The organism is Polaromonas sp. DSP2-3-2b2, from assembly GCF_049895905.1.
In the GTDB taxonomy this organism is placed as follows: domain Bacteria; phylum Pseudomonadota; class Gammaproteobacteria; order Burkholderiales; family Burkholderiaceae_C; genus Polaromonas.
Map to the genome: position 1 here is coordinate 154,006 of NZ_JAFCTH010000001.1, position 17,426 is coordinate 171,431.

15 protein-coding genes are annotated in these 17,426 nt (G+C 61.5%); 4 read left to right on the forward strand and 11 right to left on the reverse strand.

What is annotated here, in order from left to right:
• Position 1: 1 nt before the first annotated feature.
• The 8 genes from ACP7AD_RS00735 to ACP7AD_RS00770 all read right to left on the reverse strand — a co-directional run bounded on the left by ACP7AD_RS00735 (position 2) and on the right by ACP7AD_RS00770 (position 10,140).
• Positions 2–2,617: a CHASE domain-containing protein gene (locus ACP7AD_RS00735; RefSeq protein WP_426145117.1), complete on the reverse strand. Its 2,616-nt coding sequence runs from the start codon at positions 2,615–2,617 to the stop codon at positions 2–4.
• A 170-nt stretch (positions 2,618–2,787) separates the two neighbouring features.
• Positions 2,788–3,483, reverse strand: a complete 696-nt coding sequence (gene urtE, locus ACP7AD_RS00740; protein ID WP_426145119.1) for an urea ABC transporter ATP-binding subunit UrtE — start codon at positions 3,481–3,483, stop codon at positions 2,788–2,790.
• A 122-nt stretch (positions 3,484–3,605) separates the two neighbouring features.
• Positions 3,606–4,484 (reverse strand): urea ABC transporter ATP-binding protein UrtD, encoded by an 879-nt coding sequence (gene urtD, locus ACP7AD_RS00745; RefSeq protein WP_426145121.1) that lies wholly within the window; start codon positions 4,482–4,484, stop codon positions 3,606–3,608.
• Entirely contained in the window at positions 4,481–5,524 is a 1,044-nt protein-coding gene (urtC, locus tag ACP7AD_RS00750) for an urea ABC transporter permease subunit UrtC (RefSeq protein WP_426145259.1), read from the reverse strand. The genes urtD and urtC overlap by 4 nt, the downstream gene beginning before the upstream one ends.
• A gap of 191 nt (positions 5,525–5,715) precedes the next feature.
• A complete protein-coding gene (gene urtB / locus ACP7AD_RS00755; protein ID WP_426145123.1) occupies positions 5,716–7,290 on the reverse strand; it encodes an urea ABC transporter permease subunit UrtB in 1,575 nt (524 codons plus the stop codon).
• Positions 7,291–7,505: 215 nt separating this feature from the next.
• A complete protein-coding gene (urtA, locus tag ACP7AD_RS00760; RefSeq protein WP_426145125.1) occupies positions 7,506–8,786 on the reverse strand; it encodes an urea ABC transporter substrate-binding protein in 1,281 nt (426 codons plus the stop codon).
• A 283-nt stretch (positions 8,787–9,069) separates the two neighbouring features.
• Positions 9,070–9,567: a hypothetical protein gene (locus tag ACP7AD_RS00765; RefSeq protein WP_426145127.1), complete on the reverse strand. Its 498-nt coding sequence runs from the start codon at positions 9,565–9,567 to the stop codon at positions 9,070–9,072.
• 195 nt (positions 9,568–9,762) lie between these two features.
• Positions 9,763–10,140 (reverse strand): hypothetical protein, encoded by a 378-nt coding sequence (locus ACP7AD_RS00770; protein ID WP_426165931.1) that lies wholly within the window; start codon positions 10,138–10,140, stop codon positions 9,763–9,765.
• 509 nt (positions 10,141–10,649) lie between these two features.
• On the opposite strand from ACP7AD_RS00770, the gene ACP7AD_RS00775 reads away from it, so the two are divergent.
• Positions 10,650–11,738 carry an NAD(P)-dependent alcohol dehydrogenase gene (locus ACP7AD_RS00775; protein WP_426145131.1) on the forward strand — a complete coding sequence of 363 codons (1,089 nt, stop codon included), beginning with the start codon at positions 10,650–10,652 and terminating at the stop codon, positions 11,736–11,738.
• Between the two features lie 64 nt (positions 11,739–11,802).
• Here ACP7AD_RS00775 and ACP7AD_RS00780 read toward each other — a convergent pair whose 3' ends face one another.
• Entirely contained in the window at positions 11,803–12,879 is a 1,077-nt protein-coding gene (locus tag ACP7AD_RS00780; protein WP_426145260.1) for an AI-2E family transporter, read from the reverse strand.
• Positions 12,880–13,137: 258 nt separating this feature from the next.
• Positions 13,138–13,506 (reverse strand): hypothetical protein, encoded by a 369-nt coding sequence (locus tag ACP7AD_RS00785; RefSeq protein ID WP_426145133.1) that lies wholly within the window; start codon positions 13,504–13,506, stop codon positions 13,138–13,140.
• Positions 13,507–13,889: 383 nt separating this feature from the next.
• On the opposite strand from ACP7AD_RS00785, the gene ACP7AD_RS00790 reads away from it, so the two are divergent.
• The 3 genes from ACP7AD_RS00790 to ACP7AD_RS00800 all read left to right on the forward strand — a co-directional run bounded on the left by ACP7AD_RS00790 (position 13,890) and on the right by ACP7AD_RS00800 (position 16,806).
• On the forward strand, positions 13,890–14,189 hold the full coding sequence (locus ACP7AD_RS00790; protein WP_426165934.1) for an EF-hand domain-containing protein: 300 nt from the start codon (positions 13,890–13,892) through the stop codon (positions 14,187–14,189).
• A gap of 63 nt (positions 14,190–14,252) precedes the next feature.
• On the forward strand, positions 14,253–16,643 hold the full coding sequence (locus ACP7AD_RS00795; RefSeq protein WP_426145136.1) for a helicase C-terminal domain-containing protein: 2,391 nt from the start codon (positions 14,253–14,255) through the stop codon (positions 16,641–16,643).
• On the forward strand, positions 16,627–16,806 hold the full coding sequence (locus ACP7AD_RS00800; protein ID WP_426145138.1) for a hypothetical protein: 180 nt from the start codon (positions 16,627–16,629) through the stop codon (positions 16,804–16,806). Before ACP7AD_RS00795 ends, ACP7AD_RS00800 begins: the two co-directional genes overlap by 17 nt.
• A gap of 272 nt (positions 16,807–17,078) precedes the next feature.
• Here ACP7AD_RS00800 and ACP7AD_RS00805 read toward each other — a convergent pair whose 3' ends face one another.
• Positions 17,079–17,306 carry a hypothetical protein gene (locus ACP7AD_RS00805; protein WP_426145139.1) on the reverse strand — a complete coding sequence of 76 codons (228 nt, stop codon included), beginning with the start codon at positions 17,304–17,306 and terminating at the stop codon, positions 17,079–17,081.
• Between the last annotated feature and the right edge of the window lie 120 nt (positions 17,307–17,426).

Here is a 17,426-nt window from a genome sequence, read left to right on the forward strand (position 1 = left end):
GCTACGTCGTAGCTTCTGCGGCCAGCGCTGCGGGGAGCGTGAAGAAAAACGTCGCGCCTTCGCCCACGGCGCCCTGCGCCCAGATGCGGCCGCCATGGCGGGCAACGATCCGGTGAGTCGTGGCCAACCCTATCCCGGTGCCTGAGAATTCTCCCGGCGAATGCAGGCGCTGGAAAGTGCCAAACAGCTTTTCGACATACGCCATGTCAAAACCGGCGCCATTGTCGCGAACAAAGAACGTCGTCATTTCCGGGTCATCCTGCGCCAATTGACCGATCAAGATTTGCGCATCGGCCGCATGCGCCGTGAACTTCCAGGCATTGCCGATCAGGTTTTCCATCACCTGGCGCAGCAAGGCGCGGTCGCCCATCGCCACCAGACCGGCCTGCACATGGACTTTCACCAGCCGGCCCGCATCGCGCTCGCGGCAGGCCTGCAGCACCTCGCCAGACACCGCGCCAAGGTCGATGGTTTCATTTTTCAGACTGGTGCGCGATACCTGGGCCAGCAGCAGCAGGCCATCGGTCAGTTCGCCCATCTGCCTGACGCCTGCGCGAATGCGGTTCATGTAGTGACGCGATCGTTCCGCCGTCTCGATGGCGATGGCTTTTTCAAGCAAATGGCTGAAGCCGTCAATCGAGCGCAGTGGCGCCCGCAGATCGTGCGCCACGGAATACGAGAAAGCCTCCAGCTCCTTGTTGGCCGACTCCAGCTCGGCGGTACGTTTTTTGACCTTGTCTTCAAGCTGCGTGTTCAGCGCATGTATCTCGGCCTCGGCCTGCTTGCGTTTGGTCACGTCGCGCAAAAACAGGTTGTTGCACGCCTCGCCGCTGGGCGTCCGGTAGCTGGTCAGCGACAGTTCGCATTCAAACCGCAAGCCGTCGCCCCGGTGCATCGTGACCTCGCCCTTGGCATGGTCGGACAGCATCGCCTGCGCGACCAGGATATGCAGACGCGAGTCATGCGGGTCCACCAGTCCGGCACGCCCGCGCTGCCGGATCTCATCCTGGGTCAGCCCGAACAGCTGGCAGGCGGCCGGATTGGCGTACTGGATCGAGCCGTTGGGCATGGCCTGCAAAATGCCGTGGAGGCTGCTTTCAAACAACTGGCGAAAATTCTCCTCGCTGGTGCGCAGCGCCATCTGCGCGGCCTGCCGGTCGGAAATATCCATATGCGTTCCGGACATCAGGGCAGGCTTGCCCGCCAATGTCCAGGTGGACACCTTTCCCCGGTCCAGCACCCAGATCCAGTGCCCGTCGCGATGGCGTATCCGGTGCTCGCATTCAAAATACTGGCTTTCGCCCCGGAAATGGCGTTTGAGCGCGGCTGTCATCGCTTGCACATCGTCAGGATGGACGCGGTTGCGCCAGTCGCTGATCTGCTGGGGACCCAGCCGTGCATGGTCATAACCCATGATCGTCGCCCATCGCTCATCGAGCTGAAGCGCTCCGGTCTGCACCTGCCACTCCCACGTCCCCACATGGGTGCCTTCCACAATGTTGTGCAGCCGCTGGCGTTCGTGCGCCAGGTCAGCCGTCATCCGCTGCGCCAGCGCCAGGGCGCGTTCCCGGCCGCTGCCCAGCAACCAGATAGTCAAGGCCAGCAGGCCGCTCAGCACGCTGCCTGACAAGCCCAGCAGCCAGGGCGTCAGCCTGCCCTGCTGGGCTTCAAAGGCGGGCGTGCTGCCCATGCGCAGCGTCAGCGGCCGGCCGCCGACGAGCACGACGCGCGAGGTCTCGAACATCGGCCTGGCATCCCTGGCCAGGCTGGAAAAGCCTTCGAGTTCAAACAACAAATTGCCTGGTGTCGCGCCCGAATCATCCAGGCTGTCATGAACGGCCAGGCGGGTCTGGCCGCTCATTGCGGCAACGACCTGGGCCATGATTTCCTCCACCACCACGGGTGCGAACAGAATGCCCAGCAGCTCGGCTTCCCGCTGCTGCACCGTGGCGGGCTGCAGTCCTTGCCGGTAAAGCGGCAGGAAAAATGCAAACGCAGGTCGCTGGCGGTCATCCTGGATCAGCTGAATGCGCCCGCTGAGCGTTGCCTGGCCGGTCGTGATGGCGCGCTCGATCGCCTGCATTCGCACTGGGTTGCCGGCAAGATTAAGGCCCACCGCAGCCTGGTTGGACGCGCCTGGCTCCAAAAACTTGATGATGTACAGGTCCGGCGCCGTACCCCGGTTTTTCACCGTGAAGCCGGGGCTGCCATCGCGCCGCTGGGCTGCGACAAAAGCATCAACAGCGCCGCTTTTGACCCGCTCGACAAAGCCAAAGCCGCGGATTCCGGGGTATTCGAGCCCGACATTGCTCGATTCGACAAAGGCGCGGAACTCGGCCCGCTCCACCGAGGCGCTGGCCGCATAAACGCCCGCCGCCCCTTTCAGGCCGGTGAAGGGCAGGTTGAGGTGGTGCTTGACGTCGGCTTCGATGCGCTCAACCTGCTGCTCGAAACGGTTCTTGGCGCGGGCGTGAAGGTCTTGCTGCTGCCAGCGCAAGCTTGCTGCCGTGGCGCCCAGCCCGACGACGAGCACCAGTGCCGTGACCAGCCGCATGGTGCGCACATTGCCGTCGGAACTGATTTCGCCAGCGGGCAGGTGTTGGAAAAGGGCTTTCATCAGGTTGGGCGCGTCGTTGGAGCGCCCAGTGGGAGTAACCCGATAGTATCCCCCCAGCAGCCCGACGCTTTGGCCTGGCGCCTGGCAGGCTAGACCGTGGATGTATTGACTACGCGGTCAACCAGCTCGCCCGACAGGACCGGGCACCTGCCTTGTCGCCCGGACCGCGTTCAGATCGCCACCAGCTGGCGTACGCCGTCGGCCTGCATGTTTTTGCCCAGCCCGCGCGCGATGAACTCGCCGCGCTCCATGACCAGGTAGTCGTCGGCCAGTTCCTCGGCGAAGTCGTAGTACTGCTCGACCAGCAAGATGGCCATGTCGCCCCGGTCGGCCAGCATGCGGATGACGCGGCCAATGTCCTTGATGATGCTGGGCTGGATGCCTTCGGTCGGCTCATCGAGGATCAGCAGCGTGGGTTTGGCGGCCAGCGCACGCGCAATCGCGAGCTGCTGCTGCTGCCCGCCCGACAGGTCGCCGCCCCGGCGATGCAGCATCTGCTTGAGCACCGGAAACAGTTCATACAGTTCGGCGGGGATCAAGGTGCTGGCGCTTTTGTAGGCCAGGCCCATGCGCAGGTTTTCCTCGACCGTCAGGCGGGCGAAGATTTCGCGGCCCTGGGGGACGAAGCCGATGCCGGCCCTTGCGCGTTCGTAGGGGGTGTGTTTGTGGATTTGCTTGCCGTTGAATTCGATGGTTCCGGTCTTGATGGGAACCAGGCCCATGAGGGACTTGAGCAGCGTGGTCTTGCCGACGCCGTTGCGGCCTAACAGGACGGTGACTTTTCCCAGATGCGCTTCCAGGCTCACGTCGCGCAGGATGTGGGAGCCGCCGCCGTAGTATTGGTTGATGTTTTTGACATTTAGCATGACTTTGTTCCCGGAATGGCAGCAGAGGTTTGCAGGGTTGGGAGGCCGGGCTACCCCCGGCCAGCAGGTCACAGCCGAGAAAACCCAACCAAGAACCAGCACAAAAGCCGAAATGGCAAAGCTCATCGCCCAAGATAGACCTCGATCACCCGCTCATCCGCCTGCACCTGGTCCAGCGTCCCCTGCGCCAAAACAGAGCCGTCGCACAGCACCGTAACGATCTCCGAAATCGTGCGGATAAAGCTCATGTCGTGCTCGACCACCATCAGCGAATGCTTGCCCTTCAACGTCAAAAACAACTCAGCCGTTCGCGCAGTCTCTTCATCCGTCATGCCAGCAACCGGCTCGTCAAGCAGCAGCAGCTTCGGGTCCTGCATCAGCAACATGCCGATTTCCAGCCACTGTTTCTGCCCATGGCTCAGGTTACCGGCCAGCCGGTTCACGCTGCCCGCCAGCTGAATAGTTACCAGCATCTCGGCCAGCCGGTCACTCTGCAGCGAATCCAGCCGAAAGAACATTGACGCCTTCACGCCCTTGTTGGTCTTGAGCGCCAATTCGAGGTTTTCAAACACCGTGAGCTGCTCGAACACCGTCGGCTTCTGGAACTTGCGGCCAATGCCCAGTTGCGCAATCTCGGCCTCCTTGCGCTCCAGCAGTTCAATCGTGCTGCCGAAAAAAACCGTGCCTTCATCGGGCCGGGTCTTGCCGGTGATGATGTCCATCATCGTCGTCTTGCCGGCGCCGTTGGGGCCGATGATGCAGCGCAGTTCGCCCGGGGCGATGTCCAGGCTCAGCTGGTTGATGGCCTTGAAGCCGTCGAAGCTGACACTGACATTTTCCAGATACAAGATGCGGCCGTGCGTCACATCGACCTCGCCCGGCGTGGTGATGCGCCCGGTGCTGGCGTTGCGCCCGCCCGATTCGGTGTTGTTCAGGCCGGTTGGCGCAGCGCTGTGCCGTTCAACCCGGCGCGCGCCCTCTTCCAGAAGATCGGGGGTCATTGCTCGCCTCCCTTGCGCAGTTTCTTCACCAGCCCGACGACGCCGTTGGGCAGGAACAACGTCACGCCGATGAACAGCGCCCCCAGAAAATACAGCCAGAACTCGGGATAAGCCACCGTCAGCCAGCTCTTGGCGCCGTTGACGATGAAGGCCCCCACGATCGGCCCGATCAGGCTGGCGCGTCCGCCGACCGCCGCCCAGATGGCAATCTCTATCGAGTTGGCCGGGCTCATTTCGCCCGGGTTGACGATGCCGACCTGCGGCACATACAGCGCGCCAGCCACGCCGCACATGATGGCCGAGATGACCCAGATGGTCAGCTTGTAGCCCAGCGGGCTGTAGCCCGAGAACATCACCCGCGTTTCCGCATCGCGGATCGCCTGCAGCACCCGGCCAAACTTGCTGCCGACCAGCCATTTGGCGAACAGAAAAAAGCCCAGCAGCGTCAGCCCGGTCAGGACGAAGAGCAGCATGCGCATAGCCGGCGTGGCAATGGGGATATCCAGGATGCGCTTGAAATCGGTGAAACCATTGTTGCCGCCAAAGCCGGTCTCGTTGCGGAAAAACAGCAGCATCGCGGCAAACGTCATGGCCTGCGTGATGATGGAAAAGTACACGCCCTTGATGCGCGAGCGAAACGCAAAGTAGCCGAACACAAAGGCGACGACACCCGGCACCGCGACGATCAGGAACAGCGTGGCGACAAAGCTGTCGCTGAAGGTCCAGTGCCAGGGCAATTCCTTCCAGTCGAGAAACACCATGAAGTCGGGCAGATTGCTTTTGTAGTTGCCGTCGCTGCCGATCTGGCGCATCAAATACATGCCCATGACGTAGCCGCCGAGTGCAAAAAACACGCCGTGGCCGAGCGACAAAATGCCGGTGTAGCCCCAGATCAGGTCCATGGCCAGCGCCGCAATGGCGTAGCACATGATCTTGCCCAGCAGCGCCACCATGTAGGTGCTCATGTGCAGCGCATGGCCTTCGGGCACCCAGAGGTTGAGCATCGGCGCCACGGCGCAGACCGCGATCAGCGCCGCCATGAAGGCGCTCCAGCCGGTACGGGTCAGCAGCGGGCCTTTGCCGGGCAAGACCAGTGCAGCCGCCTTTACTCCCTCACCCCTCTGGGGAGAGGGGCCAGGTGCAGAAAAACTTTCCACTACTGGCAAAGAAGGCTGCCCGCCCTGCTCCGAAAGCAAAGAATCATTGATGGTGGAAAAAGGTGCGCTCATTTTTATGCCTCCGCCGAACGGCCCTTCATCGCAAAGATGCCCTGGGGCCGCTTCTGGATGAAGATGATGATGAGTACGAGCACGGCGATCTTGGCCAGCACGGCGCCGGTCCAGCCTTCGAGGAATTTGTTCAGGATGCCCAGGCCCATGGCGGCATACACCGTTCCTGCCAGTTGCCCGACGCCGCCCAGCACCACGACCATGAAGGCATCGACGATGTAGCCCTGGCCCAGGTCCGGCCCGACGTTGCCGACCTGGCTCAGCGCGCAGCCGGCCAGCCCGGCAATGCCCGAACCGAGCGCAAACGCGTAGGTGTCGATGCGCGCGGTGTTCACGCCCATGCAGGCGGCAATCGGGCGGTTTTGCGTCACGCCGCGAACGAACAGGCCAAGCCTCGTCTGGCTGATCAGCCAGGCCACGCCCAGCAGCACGCAACAAGCAAAGCCGATGATGACGAGCCGGTTGTAAGGCAGCGACAGGTTGCCCAGCACCTGCACGCCGCCGCTCATCCAGACCGGGTTTTCAACGCCGACGTTCTGCGCGCCGAAGATAGTCCGCACCAGCTGCTGCAGCATCAGGCTGATGCCCCAGGTGGCCAGCAGGGTTTCGAGTGGCCGGCCGTACAAAAAGCGGATCACGCTGCGCTCCAGCAGCGCGCCCATCAGTGCCGACGCCAGGAACGCCACCGGCACGGCAGCCAGCAAATACCAGTCGAACGCGCCGGGCAGATATTTCTGGAACAGGCCCTGCACCACGTAAGTCGCGTAGGCGCCGATCATCATCAGCTCGCCGTGCGCCATGTTGATGACGCCCATCAGCCCGTAGGTGATAACCAGCCCCAGCGCCACCAGCAGCAAAATGCTGCCCAGGCTGACGCCGCTGAACATCGCGCCCAGCTTGTCGCCCCAGGCCAGAGATGCCTCGACTTTGGCCAGCGCCGCGCGCAGCGCGACCTTCACGTCGGCATCTCCTTCGGTGCCCAGGCGCTCGATCAGCACGGTCTTGGTGGCGGGGTTGTTGCTGGTCGACAGTTGCGCGGCGGCGTCGAGGCGTTTGGCCTTGTCGCTGCTGCCCAGCAGGATGGCGGCGCGCATCAGTTCCAGCTGGCTTTTAAGCGCGGGCACGGTTTCCGCCGCGTAGGCTTTTTCAATCAGCGGCAAGCGGGCTTCATCGCTGTCGCTGCCCAGCGTCTTGATGGCGTTGCGTCGACTATTTTCATCGTTGGAAAACAGCTTGAGCGCCGCCAGCGCATTGTCGATTTCGCTGCGCATCAGGTTGGGGTTGATCACGTCTTCGGCATCTGGGGGCAAGGACAGTTCGGCGCCGGTGAGCGGGTCAAAGGCCTTGTCATCCCTGACCACGAACACCTGGCCGCCGCTGGTTTTGACGGCATCGTCAGACAGCGCCTGGATGAAAGCCGCCGTTTTTTCATCGGCGTTGACGGCCGCCTTGTTCAGCGCTTCAACGCGCGCCTCGGTTTCGCCAAAAATAATGGCTTTTATCTCTTCTGCGCTTAAGGCATGGGCATTAGTAGCTATGAAAAGCGTAGCAATTAGGAGTAGATGTCGAAGTAGCATAAAAGAACCTGTAGGTTGGGCGGGCACGCCCCGTGGCGGTACGCCCAGACTGCAACTTCCTGAATCGTTGAGGGAGGGGGAGCCCCCTTCCCGACCTTCCCCCAGCGGGGGAAGGAGCAAAACCAGGGCAAGGCGGGACCCCAACTGTTGCTTCCCCGTCTTACTCCCTCCCCCACTGGGGGAGGGCCGGGGTGGGGGCTGGCCTCGAATCAGCGTTACTTCTTGGCGACGGTAGCACCCTTGACCGGCTCGTCAGGCTTCTTGTCGTTGCCTTCGATGTACGGGCTCCATGGCTTGGCCTTGACCGGGCCAGGCGTCTTCCAGACCACGTTGAACTGGCCGTCGGCCTTGATCTCGCCGATGAAGACCGACTTGTGCAGGTGGTGGTTTTTCTCGTCCATCTTGCTCACGATGCCCGATGGTGCCTTGAAGGTCTGGCCGGACATGGCGGCAATCACTTTGTCGGTGTCGGTGGACTTGGCTTTTTCAACTGCCTGCTTCCACATGTTGATGCCGATGTAGGTCGCTTCCATCGGGTCGTTGGTCAAAGGCTTGTCGGCGCCGGGCAGCTTCTTGGCTTTGGCGTAGGCAGACCATTTGTTGATGAACTCGGTGTTGGCCGGGTTCTTGATCGACATGAAGTAATTCCACGCCGCCAGGTGGCCGACCAGCGGCTTGGTGTCGACACCGCGCAGTTCCTCTTCACCCACGCTGAACGCGACGACCGGCACGTCCTTGGCCTTCAGGCCGGCATTGCCCAGTTCCTTGTAGAAAGGCACGTTCGAGTCGCCGTTGATGGTCGAGACCACCGCCGTCTTGCCGCCTTGACTGAACTTCTTCACGTCGGCGACGATGGTCTGGTAGTCCGAATGGCCAAACGGCGTGTACTTTTCGTCGATGTCCTTGTCGGCCACACCTTTGGATTTGAGGTAGGCGCGCAAAATCTTGTTGGTGGTGCGCGGGTACACATAGTCGGTGCCCAGCAGCACCCAGCGCTTGGCGCCGCCGCCGGCCTTGCTCATCAAATAGTCGACCGCAGGAATGGCCTGCTGGTTGGGCGCCGCGCCGGTGTAGAACACGTTCTTGGACAACTCTTCGCCTTCGTACTGCACCGGGTAGAACAGCAGGCCGTTCATTTCCTCGACCACCGGCAGCACCGACTTGCGGGACACCGAAGTCCAGCAGCCGAAAATCACGGCGACCTTGTCCTGGCCCAGCAGCTGCTTGGTTTTTTCGGCGAACAGCGGCCAGTTGGAAGCCGGATCGACGACGACGGGCTCCAGCTTCTTGCCGAGCACGCCGCCCTTGGCATTGATCTCGTCAATCGCCATCAAGACGGTGTCTTTCAGCACGGTCTCGGAAATCGCCATGGTGCCCGACAGGCTGTGCAGGATGCCGACCTTGATGGTGTCTTCTGCTGCATACGCAGGCAGCGCGGACAGGGTGGTCAGGGCGACAGCAGCAGTAAGCGCCTTGAGGGTGAATCGACGTTGCATGAGTGCTTCTCCGGTGGGTTGACAAGGTTTCCATCTCGCTGGTGGGCCAGGGGAACCGGGCCTTTTCGTCGCGATGGGTGAACTTTAGGGAGAAGCGGGGGATTGGGAAATACGCCGGGTGGCGTACGCACAGACCGGGTCATGTGAAATGAGCAGACATCTGGCAAGGAACTTCAGCGCGATAGAAACCGGCTTGACCTTCTGCTGTGCCCCCTGTGTGACGAAAGCTGCGTGGCCCCTGGCAGTCCGGTCTTTCTGCCCTGACCTGGCGCGGTCCTTCAGCCTAATTCGTGATCAGCAGATTGACAGTCGCCACCTGCACCGAATCAAAGGTGGACGTGGCGACAAGGGATATGGGAACCGGGGCGCGCAGCCGGAAGTCGGCGCGGGTGTCCACCGCCACTGCAGACTGGTTCAAGGTGGTTGCCGTGATGTTTGCACCCGCAAAGAACACCTGCGCTCCCCCACTTACCGCGCTCCCGCCCACCAGCAATGTCCAGATCGCTGGTTCGCCTGCATCAAGAATGATCGACTCGCCCGCACGAATGGCAAGGTCCAGCGAACCACCGGGAGACACGGGCGTTCGGCTGACAAACTGTCCGCCCACGGTGACGCCAATGTTGAAATTTCCCGCCGACCCGGGGTCGTCGCCACCACCGCAGGCACCCAGTATCAAGACAGCCGCGACCATGGCAAGAACCATTTTGGATCGATACTTTCCCGCCCAGCGGCCATGCTGGCCGGCTTGGCTTTCGCCGGTTGTCGTCAAGCTTTCCCACATATGTGCCTTTCATTGCCCAAAAAATGCTTTTCCAGCGGTCGGCCCTGTGACTTGGGCTGTATGCGTCACTTCAACATGGGCGTTAGAAATTGGCAAGCGCGACAGCTGAAAATGTTTCCCTTCAAAGCCGCCAAAAGAGCAAGCCATCGCAGGCAATCGGCGACGCGGCTACTTATGTAGCCCCGTAACATCAGGTCAATGGCGGACGCCTGGCAGGGCCATCAGCAGCCACCATGAGCAGGTCAGGTTCTCCAGATCGCCGGCGACCGGATAAAGCGGGGCGGGATATTTTGTGGACGGTGAATCCGACTGCGAACCAAACAGCCGCGCCAGTTCCCGCTGCAGGCCATCGTCCATCCCGGCATCGAAACCGGGATGAAAGCCATCGTCCAGCAGGTGTTTTTTCGATGACCAGGAAAATCTGACGATTTCCAGACCGTAGAGCGACTGCAATCGGTCACAACGTTCAAAAAAGGCGGCTGGCGTGCTGTTGTAGCCATGCAGGTAGAGCAGAAGCGGTCGCGCTTCCTGAAACAAGGGTAACAATTCATTCATAGATTCGGCATCGTCCACATCGCAGTCCATTTGCACCACTTTCCAGGGTACTTGCGCTGTCTGCTGCGTGTGCGTCGGGCGCTTGTGCCCAGCCTGCGCCCGCCGGGCGACATTGGCTGTCATTTGTTGATCAATGGCGGACATGGTGGCCCGGCCTTCAAATTCACGGTTGCTGAAAATAAGCATCTTCATCTCCTCCTGTTACTCTGTATCCAACAGTGCGTCCGCGCACCGTCCAGCTATCGTCACCAAAGAGCCTGCCGTTGTCTATCCCCCAAACAAGGGGCTTTGCAGGCAGGTGCGGCGGTAAATTCGACCAGCGTTTTAAACGCTCATTTACTATCTGCTACAAAATAAATAGCTATTCATGCTTTCCTGATCTGCGCAAAGCATGCAAATCATGTGTGAAATGGACGATTGAAAAATGAAGTCGGGTCCTACGCGGGTTTAGGCGGCCGGGTCATGCGGCAGACGCCCTAAAGGGCTAGGATCACCGGCTTGCCAACGCTCAACACCTGGATTTCGTCATGACCCAAGCACTCGGCTACGCCGCCACCTCCGCCACCAGCCCGCTGGCGCCTTTCACTTTTGATCGCCGTTCACCGGGCCAGCTCGATGTCGCGCTCGACATCCTGCATTGCGGCGTCTGCCACTCCGACCTTCACACAGCGCGCAATGAATGGCAGAACACGGTGTATCCCTCGGTGCCCGGCCACGAAATCGTCGGTCGCGTCACGGCCGTTGGCGATCTGGTGAGCAAGTTCAAGGTCGGCGACATCGTCGGCGTGGGCTGCATGGTTGACAGCTGCCAGCATTGCGCGCCCTGCGAAGGCGGCCTGGAGCAATACTGCGACAACGGCTTCACCGGCACCTACAACGGCCCCGAGCAGGGCACCGGCGCCAACACCTATGGCGGTTATTCCAATCACATCGTGGTGCGCGAGTCGTTCGTGCTGCGCATTTCGCACCCTGAAGCCGACCTGGCCGCCGTGGCGCCGCTGCTGTGCGCCGGCATCACCACCTTTTCGCCGCTGCGCCAGTGGAAGGTTGGCCCGGGCCACAAGGTTGGCATTGTCGGCCTGGGCGGACTGGGCCACATGGGCGTGAAGATTGCCGCCGCCATGGGCGCGCATGTGGTGCTGTTCACGACCTCGGTGAACAAACGCGAGGACGCGCTGCGCCTGGGTGCCAAGGAAGTCGTGGTGTCCAAGAATGCCGACGAAATGGCCGCGCATGCCGGCAGTTTCGACTTCATCCTGAACACGGTGGCTGCGCCGCATGACCTGGATGCCTTCCTGGTGCTGCTCAAACTCGACGGCACCATGACGCTGGTTGGCGCACCGGCTACCCCGCATCCGTCGCCCGGCGTGTTCAACCTGATCATGAAGCGCCGCCGCCTGGCCGGCTCACTGATCGGCGGCATCCGGGAAACCCAGGAAATGCTGGATTTTTGCGCGCAGCACGGGCTGGTGTCGGACATTGAGGCGATCCGCATGGACGAGATCGAAACGGCCTACGAGCGCATGCTCAAGAGCGATGTGAAATACCGCTTCGTGGTGGACATGGCCACGCTGCCCGTCGGCCAGCAGCCGACGCCGGTTCAGCCTGCTATTTAATCAATAGCTGCTTGCGCCCGTAGCCATTGCGCAAACAGCATTTTTTATCAATAAAAGCGGTGATTCAGGCCAAGGGTGGCTCGGGAGGCGCTTCCTCCCGGGCCTTCATGAAAATAGCCCATGCTGCCATGAACATCGCCGCGATCACCGGGCCGATGACAAAGCCGTTGAGCCCGAACAGCGACATGCCGCCAATCGTGGAGACCAGCACCACATAGTCGGGCATCTTGGTGTCCTTGCCCACCAGCACCGGGCGCAGGATGTTGTCAACCAGGCCGATCACCAGCACGCCATAGACAACCAGCAAAACACCCTGCCAGATGGCGCCGGTGGCCAGGAAATAGATGGCGACGGGAATCCACACGATGGCCGCGCCGACCGCCGGCAGCAGCGACAAAAACGCCATCAGCGTGCCCCACAGCACCGGCGCGTGAATGCCGAGGAACCAGAACATGAGCCCGCCCAGGGCGCCCTGCAGCATGGCCACGACGATGTTGCCCTTGACGGTGGCGCGAATGACGGTGGTGAATTTGCTGAAGATGTCGCGCTTGATCTCGGCTTCGAGCGGAATCGCTTCCTTGATGCACCGCGACAGGGAGCCGCCATCGCGCAGGAAGAAAAACAGCAGGTACAGCATGATGAAAAAGCTGACGAAAAAATCAAACGCGTTCTGCCCGATGCTGAGCGCCTGAGTGGCGATGAACTGGCTGCCCTGCGTCAGGCTGCTGGTCACGCGCTCCTGGATCAGCACCAGATTTTCCAGGCCCAAACGGCCAAGGATTCCGTTCACCCATGGCGGAAGGGCGTTGTAGATTTGCTGGAAATAGCGACCAAAACTCAGTTCGCCGGACTGCACGCGCTGGTACACGCCGGCCGCTTCCTGCGTCAGCAAAGCACTGATCAACCCGACCGGCAGGATGACCAGCACCAGGATGATGGAAAGCGTCACCAGGGCGGCAAGCGTTCGCTTGAGCGGCATTTTTCTGAGCAGCCGCAGGAACAGCGCATTGAACAAAATGGCCAGCACCGAGCCCCAGAAGACCGCGCCGTAATAGGGCCAGAGCACCCAGAAAAAAGCCAGAGAAACCAGCACCAGCAAAAGCATGAAGGAGCGGTCTTCCAGACGGGAAGACTTGGCTATTTTTGAGATTTTCATAAGCTTGCGCGGAGGTTTGAAAAAACTGGAGCGCCCATGGTAACGGTATCGATCGCTGCTACCGTTTCCCGCTGCGCCCAGGCGAGCGCGCCAAGCCTGAATTGTCCTGGTTGCCGCATTCGCGGCCTGCCCGGGAGCCCGCTACACTGCGCAGGCATGAACCGAAAACGCGGCTACCGCGACGCGGCACTGCATCGGGTGCTGCGCATGGCCGCAAGCCGCTGGCCGGGAAAAGGCAGGATTTCAGCGAGACCCGTTTGCGGTTCCGTCGCCGTCATCTTTTACATCGATGTCCAGGTTAGCGCTGTCATCGGCCAGGTCATCGACTTCGCTCAGGTCGTTGAGGTCAAGGTCGGTGTCCGCATCATCGCCAGGTGCTGGTTCAATGTGATCGGGCAGGATGTCCGCATCGGGCTGGTTGCGGCCAAGGCCTGCCGAAGCGCGCTCGCCGGTGCCCACGGAGTCGCTGTCGCTCGACAGTTCATCGTCGCCGTAGGCGCCCACTGCATCGCTGCCGCTGTCGGAGTTATCGCTGGGACCCAAGGCCTGCAAGTCTTTACCGCTGATTTCCTCGGGGGCTTTGGCGCCGCCCAGAATGCTGCTGGTTGCCATGGTGTTTCCTTGTGCTTTTAAAATCGATATGGGAGTCTTGATTGTCGAAAGCCGGCCCAGCGGCTGCTGTGGGACAGTCCATGCCCCGGCTGTCAGCCGCAAGCGCATGCATGGCCATGGCATGCAACCGGATCAAGCCTGTTGACAAGGCAAAGCAGTGTGTGCGCTGGTGTGCTGGCCGCGTAAAGCTGCGAAACACGCTGCAAGTTTGCTGGAGCCGCCGTGCAAACTGGCGTCCAATAGCGCGCATGTCTGACTTTTTGATTAGCCGATTCATGAATTTTTCCAAGGTCTTTTCCCTCCATCGCGTTGACCGAAATCCTGCCCTTTTTGCCGTGCGCACCGGCAGAACTTCATTGCAGGTCTGGGCCAGGATGCTCGGCGTGAGCGCGGCCGCTGCGCTGTTGGCCCTGGGCGCCCAGGCCCAAGGCACCGATGCCCCCGCTGCCACTTCCGGCGCGGCCGCTGCGCAAGCTCCCGCGCCGGTGCCGCGCTACGCGGCCAGTGACCTGGAACGGGCCTTCGGTTTCATGGACGGCAACCGCGATGGCAAGATCAGCCGGGAGGAAGCCTCGGGCTTTCGCGGCGTGGCGAAAAATTTTGATCGAGCCGACACCAACCACGACAGTTTCCTGTCGCGCGAGGAATTCGACACGGCCATGAATTACGTCAAGCCCAAGTGACGGCTTTTCACGCCTTGGGCCGCACCCAAGCCAGGCGGCCGAAGCTGCCAGCGAGCGCCTGAATTGAGCTATGTCGTCGCTGTCAGGGCGCTGTGCGAATTCACCGCCAAGCAAGGCGACCTGGACCTGCGCTTCACGCCCTCGCCTTCCGCGCAGGAAGGCATCGCCGGCCATGCGCTGGTGGCCTCGCGCCGCGGTGCAGGTTACTTGGCAGAGTTGAGCCTGAGTGGCGACTACAAGGAATTGCGGGTGCGCGGCCGCGCCGATGGCTACGATCCTGAACAAAACCAGCTGGAAGAGGTCAAGACCTTCCGCGGCGACCTGGCCACCATGCCCGACAACCACCGCCAGTTGCACTGGGCGCAGGTCAAGGTTTACGGCTGGCTGCTGTGCCAGAAGCTGGAACTGGCCGAGGTGCGGCTGGCGCTGGTCTACCTGGACATCGGCAGCCAGCAGGAAACGCGTTTGACGGAGCGCTTCACCGCCGATGCGCTGAGAAGCTATTTTGAGGCGCAGTGCGAAAAATTCCTGGGCTGGGCGCGGCAGGAACTGGCACACCGCGCGGCACGCGATGCAGCGCTGGCGGCGCTGGCTTTTCCGCATGCGGCCTTTCGCACCGGCCAGCGTGAACTGGCCGAGGCGGTGTACCGCTCTGCCGTCAGCAGCCGCTGCCTGATGGCGCAGGCGCCCACCGGCATTGGCAAGACCATCGGCACGGTCTTTCCGCTGCTCAAGGCCGCGCCCCGGCAGCACATCGACAAGGTGTTTTTTCTGGCAGCCAAGACGCCGGGCCGCCGCCTGGCGCTCGATGCGCTGGCGCTGATCAAAAGCAGCGCGCCGCCGCTGCCGCTGCGCGTGATCGAGCTGGTGGCGCGCGACAAGGCTTGCGAGCACCTGGACAAAGCCTGTCATGGCGAGTCGTGCCCGCTGGCCCGGGGGTTTTACGACCGCCTGCCAGCTGCGCGCAGCGCCGCACTGGCCGAACCCGGAGTTGGCGCCCTGCTCGACAAGGAAGCGCTGCGCACGGTGGCGCTGGCGCATGGCGTGTGCCCCTATTACCTGAGCCAAGACCTGGTGCGCTGGAGCGATGTGGTGGTCGGCGACTACAACTATTATTTTGACGTGAGCGCCCTGCTTCATGGCTTGATGCTGGCCAATGGCTGGCGCGTCAGCGTGCTGGTTGACGAGGCGCACAACCTGGTGGAGCGGGCGCGAAAGATGTATTCGGCCGAGCTTGACCAGTCCGAACTGGCCGGCGTGCGGCAGTCGGCCGGGCCGGCGCTGAAAAAGCCGCTCGACCGCCTGCACCGCGTCTGGCGCGACCTGGCCAGGGACCCGCAGCACCTGTCGGAGCAGGCTTACCAGGTTCGCGCCTGCCTGCCTGACAAATTCTTGCTGGCCTTGCAGCAAGCCACCACGGCCATCACTGACGACCTGGAGGCGCATCCGACGCGGGTCGATGCCGCGCTGCAGCGCTTTTATTTTGATGCGCTGCATTTCTCGCGCATGGCCGAGAGCTTTGGCGCGCATTCGCTGTTCGACATCACGCTTGACGATGCGCGTGTCCGCAATGCCCCTTTCGGCTCCAGCCGCCTGGCGGCCAGGTTCAGCCGGCTGTGCATCCGTAATGTCGTGCCCGCGCCCTTCCTGGCGCCGCGCTTTGCCGCTGCCCGGTCGGCCGCGCTGTTTTCAGCGACGCTGAGCCCGCAAAACTACCATGCCGACACGCTGGGCCTGCCGGCCGACACGGCATGGATCGATGTGCCGTCGCCGTTTCTGGCCGAGCAGCTGGCGGTGCAGGTGGTCAGCGATATTTCGACCCGTTACCAGCACCGCGAGCTGTCGCTGGCGCCCATCGCGCACCTGATGGCGCGGCAGTACGACGACAAGCCGGGAAACTACCTGGTTTTTCTGAGCAGCTACGACTACCTGGAAAAGCTGGCCGAGCGCTTCCAGCAATTGCACCCGCAGGTGCCGATGTGGCAGCAGACCCGGCGCATGGATGAAGCGGCGCGTGACGAGTTCCTGGCGCGCTTTGTGCCCGAGGGACGCGGCATTGGTTTTGCCGTGCTGGGCGGCGCGTTTGCCGAGGGCATCGACCTGCCCGGCCAGCGGCTGATCGGTGCCTTCATCGCCACGCTGGGCCTGCCGCAAGTCAACCCGGTCAACGAGCAGATCAAGCTGCGGATGGCTGAAAATTTTGGCGCCCGGCAGGCTTATGACTACACCTATCTTTACCCGGGCATTCAAAAAGTCGTGCAGGCCGCAGGCCGGGTGATACGCACCACGCAGGACCAGGGCGTGGTCTTCCTGATGGACGACCGGTTTGCACGGCCGGAAGTCAAACGCTTGCTGCCCGCATGGTGGCAGGTGCAGCAAATGCGCATCCGCCCTGCCAACGCGGCCGACGCAGACAGGCTCGGACGGGCGTCAGCCGATGGCACGCGGCTATGAAAAAACCCGCCGAGGCGGGTTTTTTGCATCCTTGACAGGCTGGCCGGCGGTTTTTCAGAACACCCCGAAAAGCATCAGCAACAAGATGACGGTGATGGGAACACCGAGTAACCAGGCAATGATGGGCATGTTGATCTCCTTTGAAGTGGATGTGTCCGGTTGACAGCCCTAACTTAAAAGGAATCGCTTGCGGTTCATGCCAGTGTGCAAGACAGACGCCCGTAAGAAATCTCCGAAGACCGTGTAGTTCTGTAAAGCCGCACCGACCCTAGGCAAGTCATAAAACCGGTCTGAAATAAACGGTAAATAGGCTTTTTACGCAATACTGGCGGGCGTTGCTTGCTACAAAAAAAGAGCATCGCGCATTGTAAGAAAACACTCCTGCACGCACGCTGTCAGGCGCGATTTGCAAACATTCTTCTAGCTTGCAGCAACTCATTCATTAGGGTTGTTGCCCTTGATGCCGTGCTGTTCCTTGAAAGCGAGCTGAACCAGTTCAAGCTGGTCAACCAGCGCATCAATTCTTTTGAAATCCTTGTCGGGTTCGGTCAGCAGACGCTCCAGCTCTTCACGCAATCGGGCGTATTCGGTGGGGAAGTCGGTATTCGCTGGCTCATCGGGAAGGTAACCGCTGCGAAACGAAGGCGTCGTGTTCAAAGGCATGGAGGAGCTCCTTGTGTGGGTATCGCCGGCTTGATGAGCAACTGATGGCTCACGCCGACAGGCCCATCATCAAAGCATTCGCCATCGCGCGAGACTGTAGGACGGCAACGTATTTTTTGT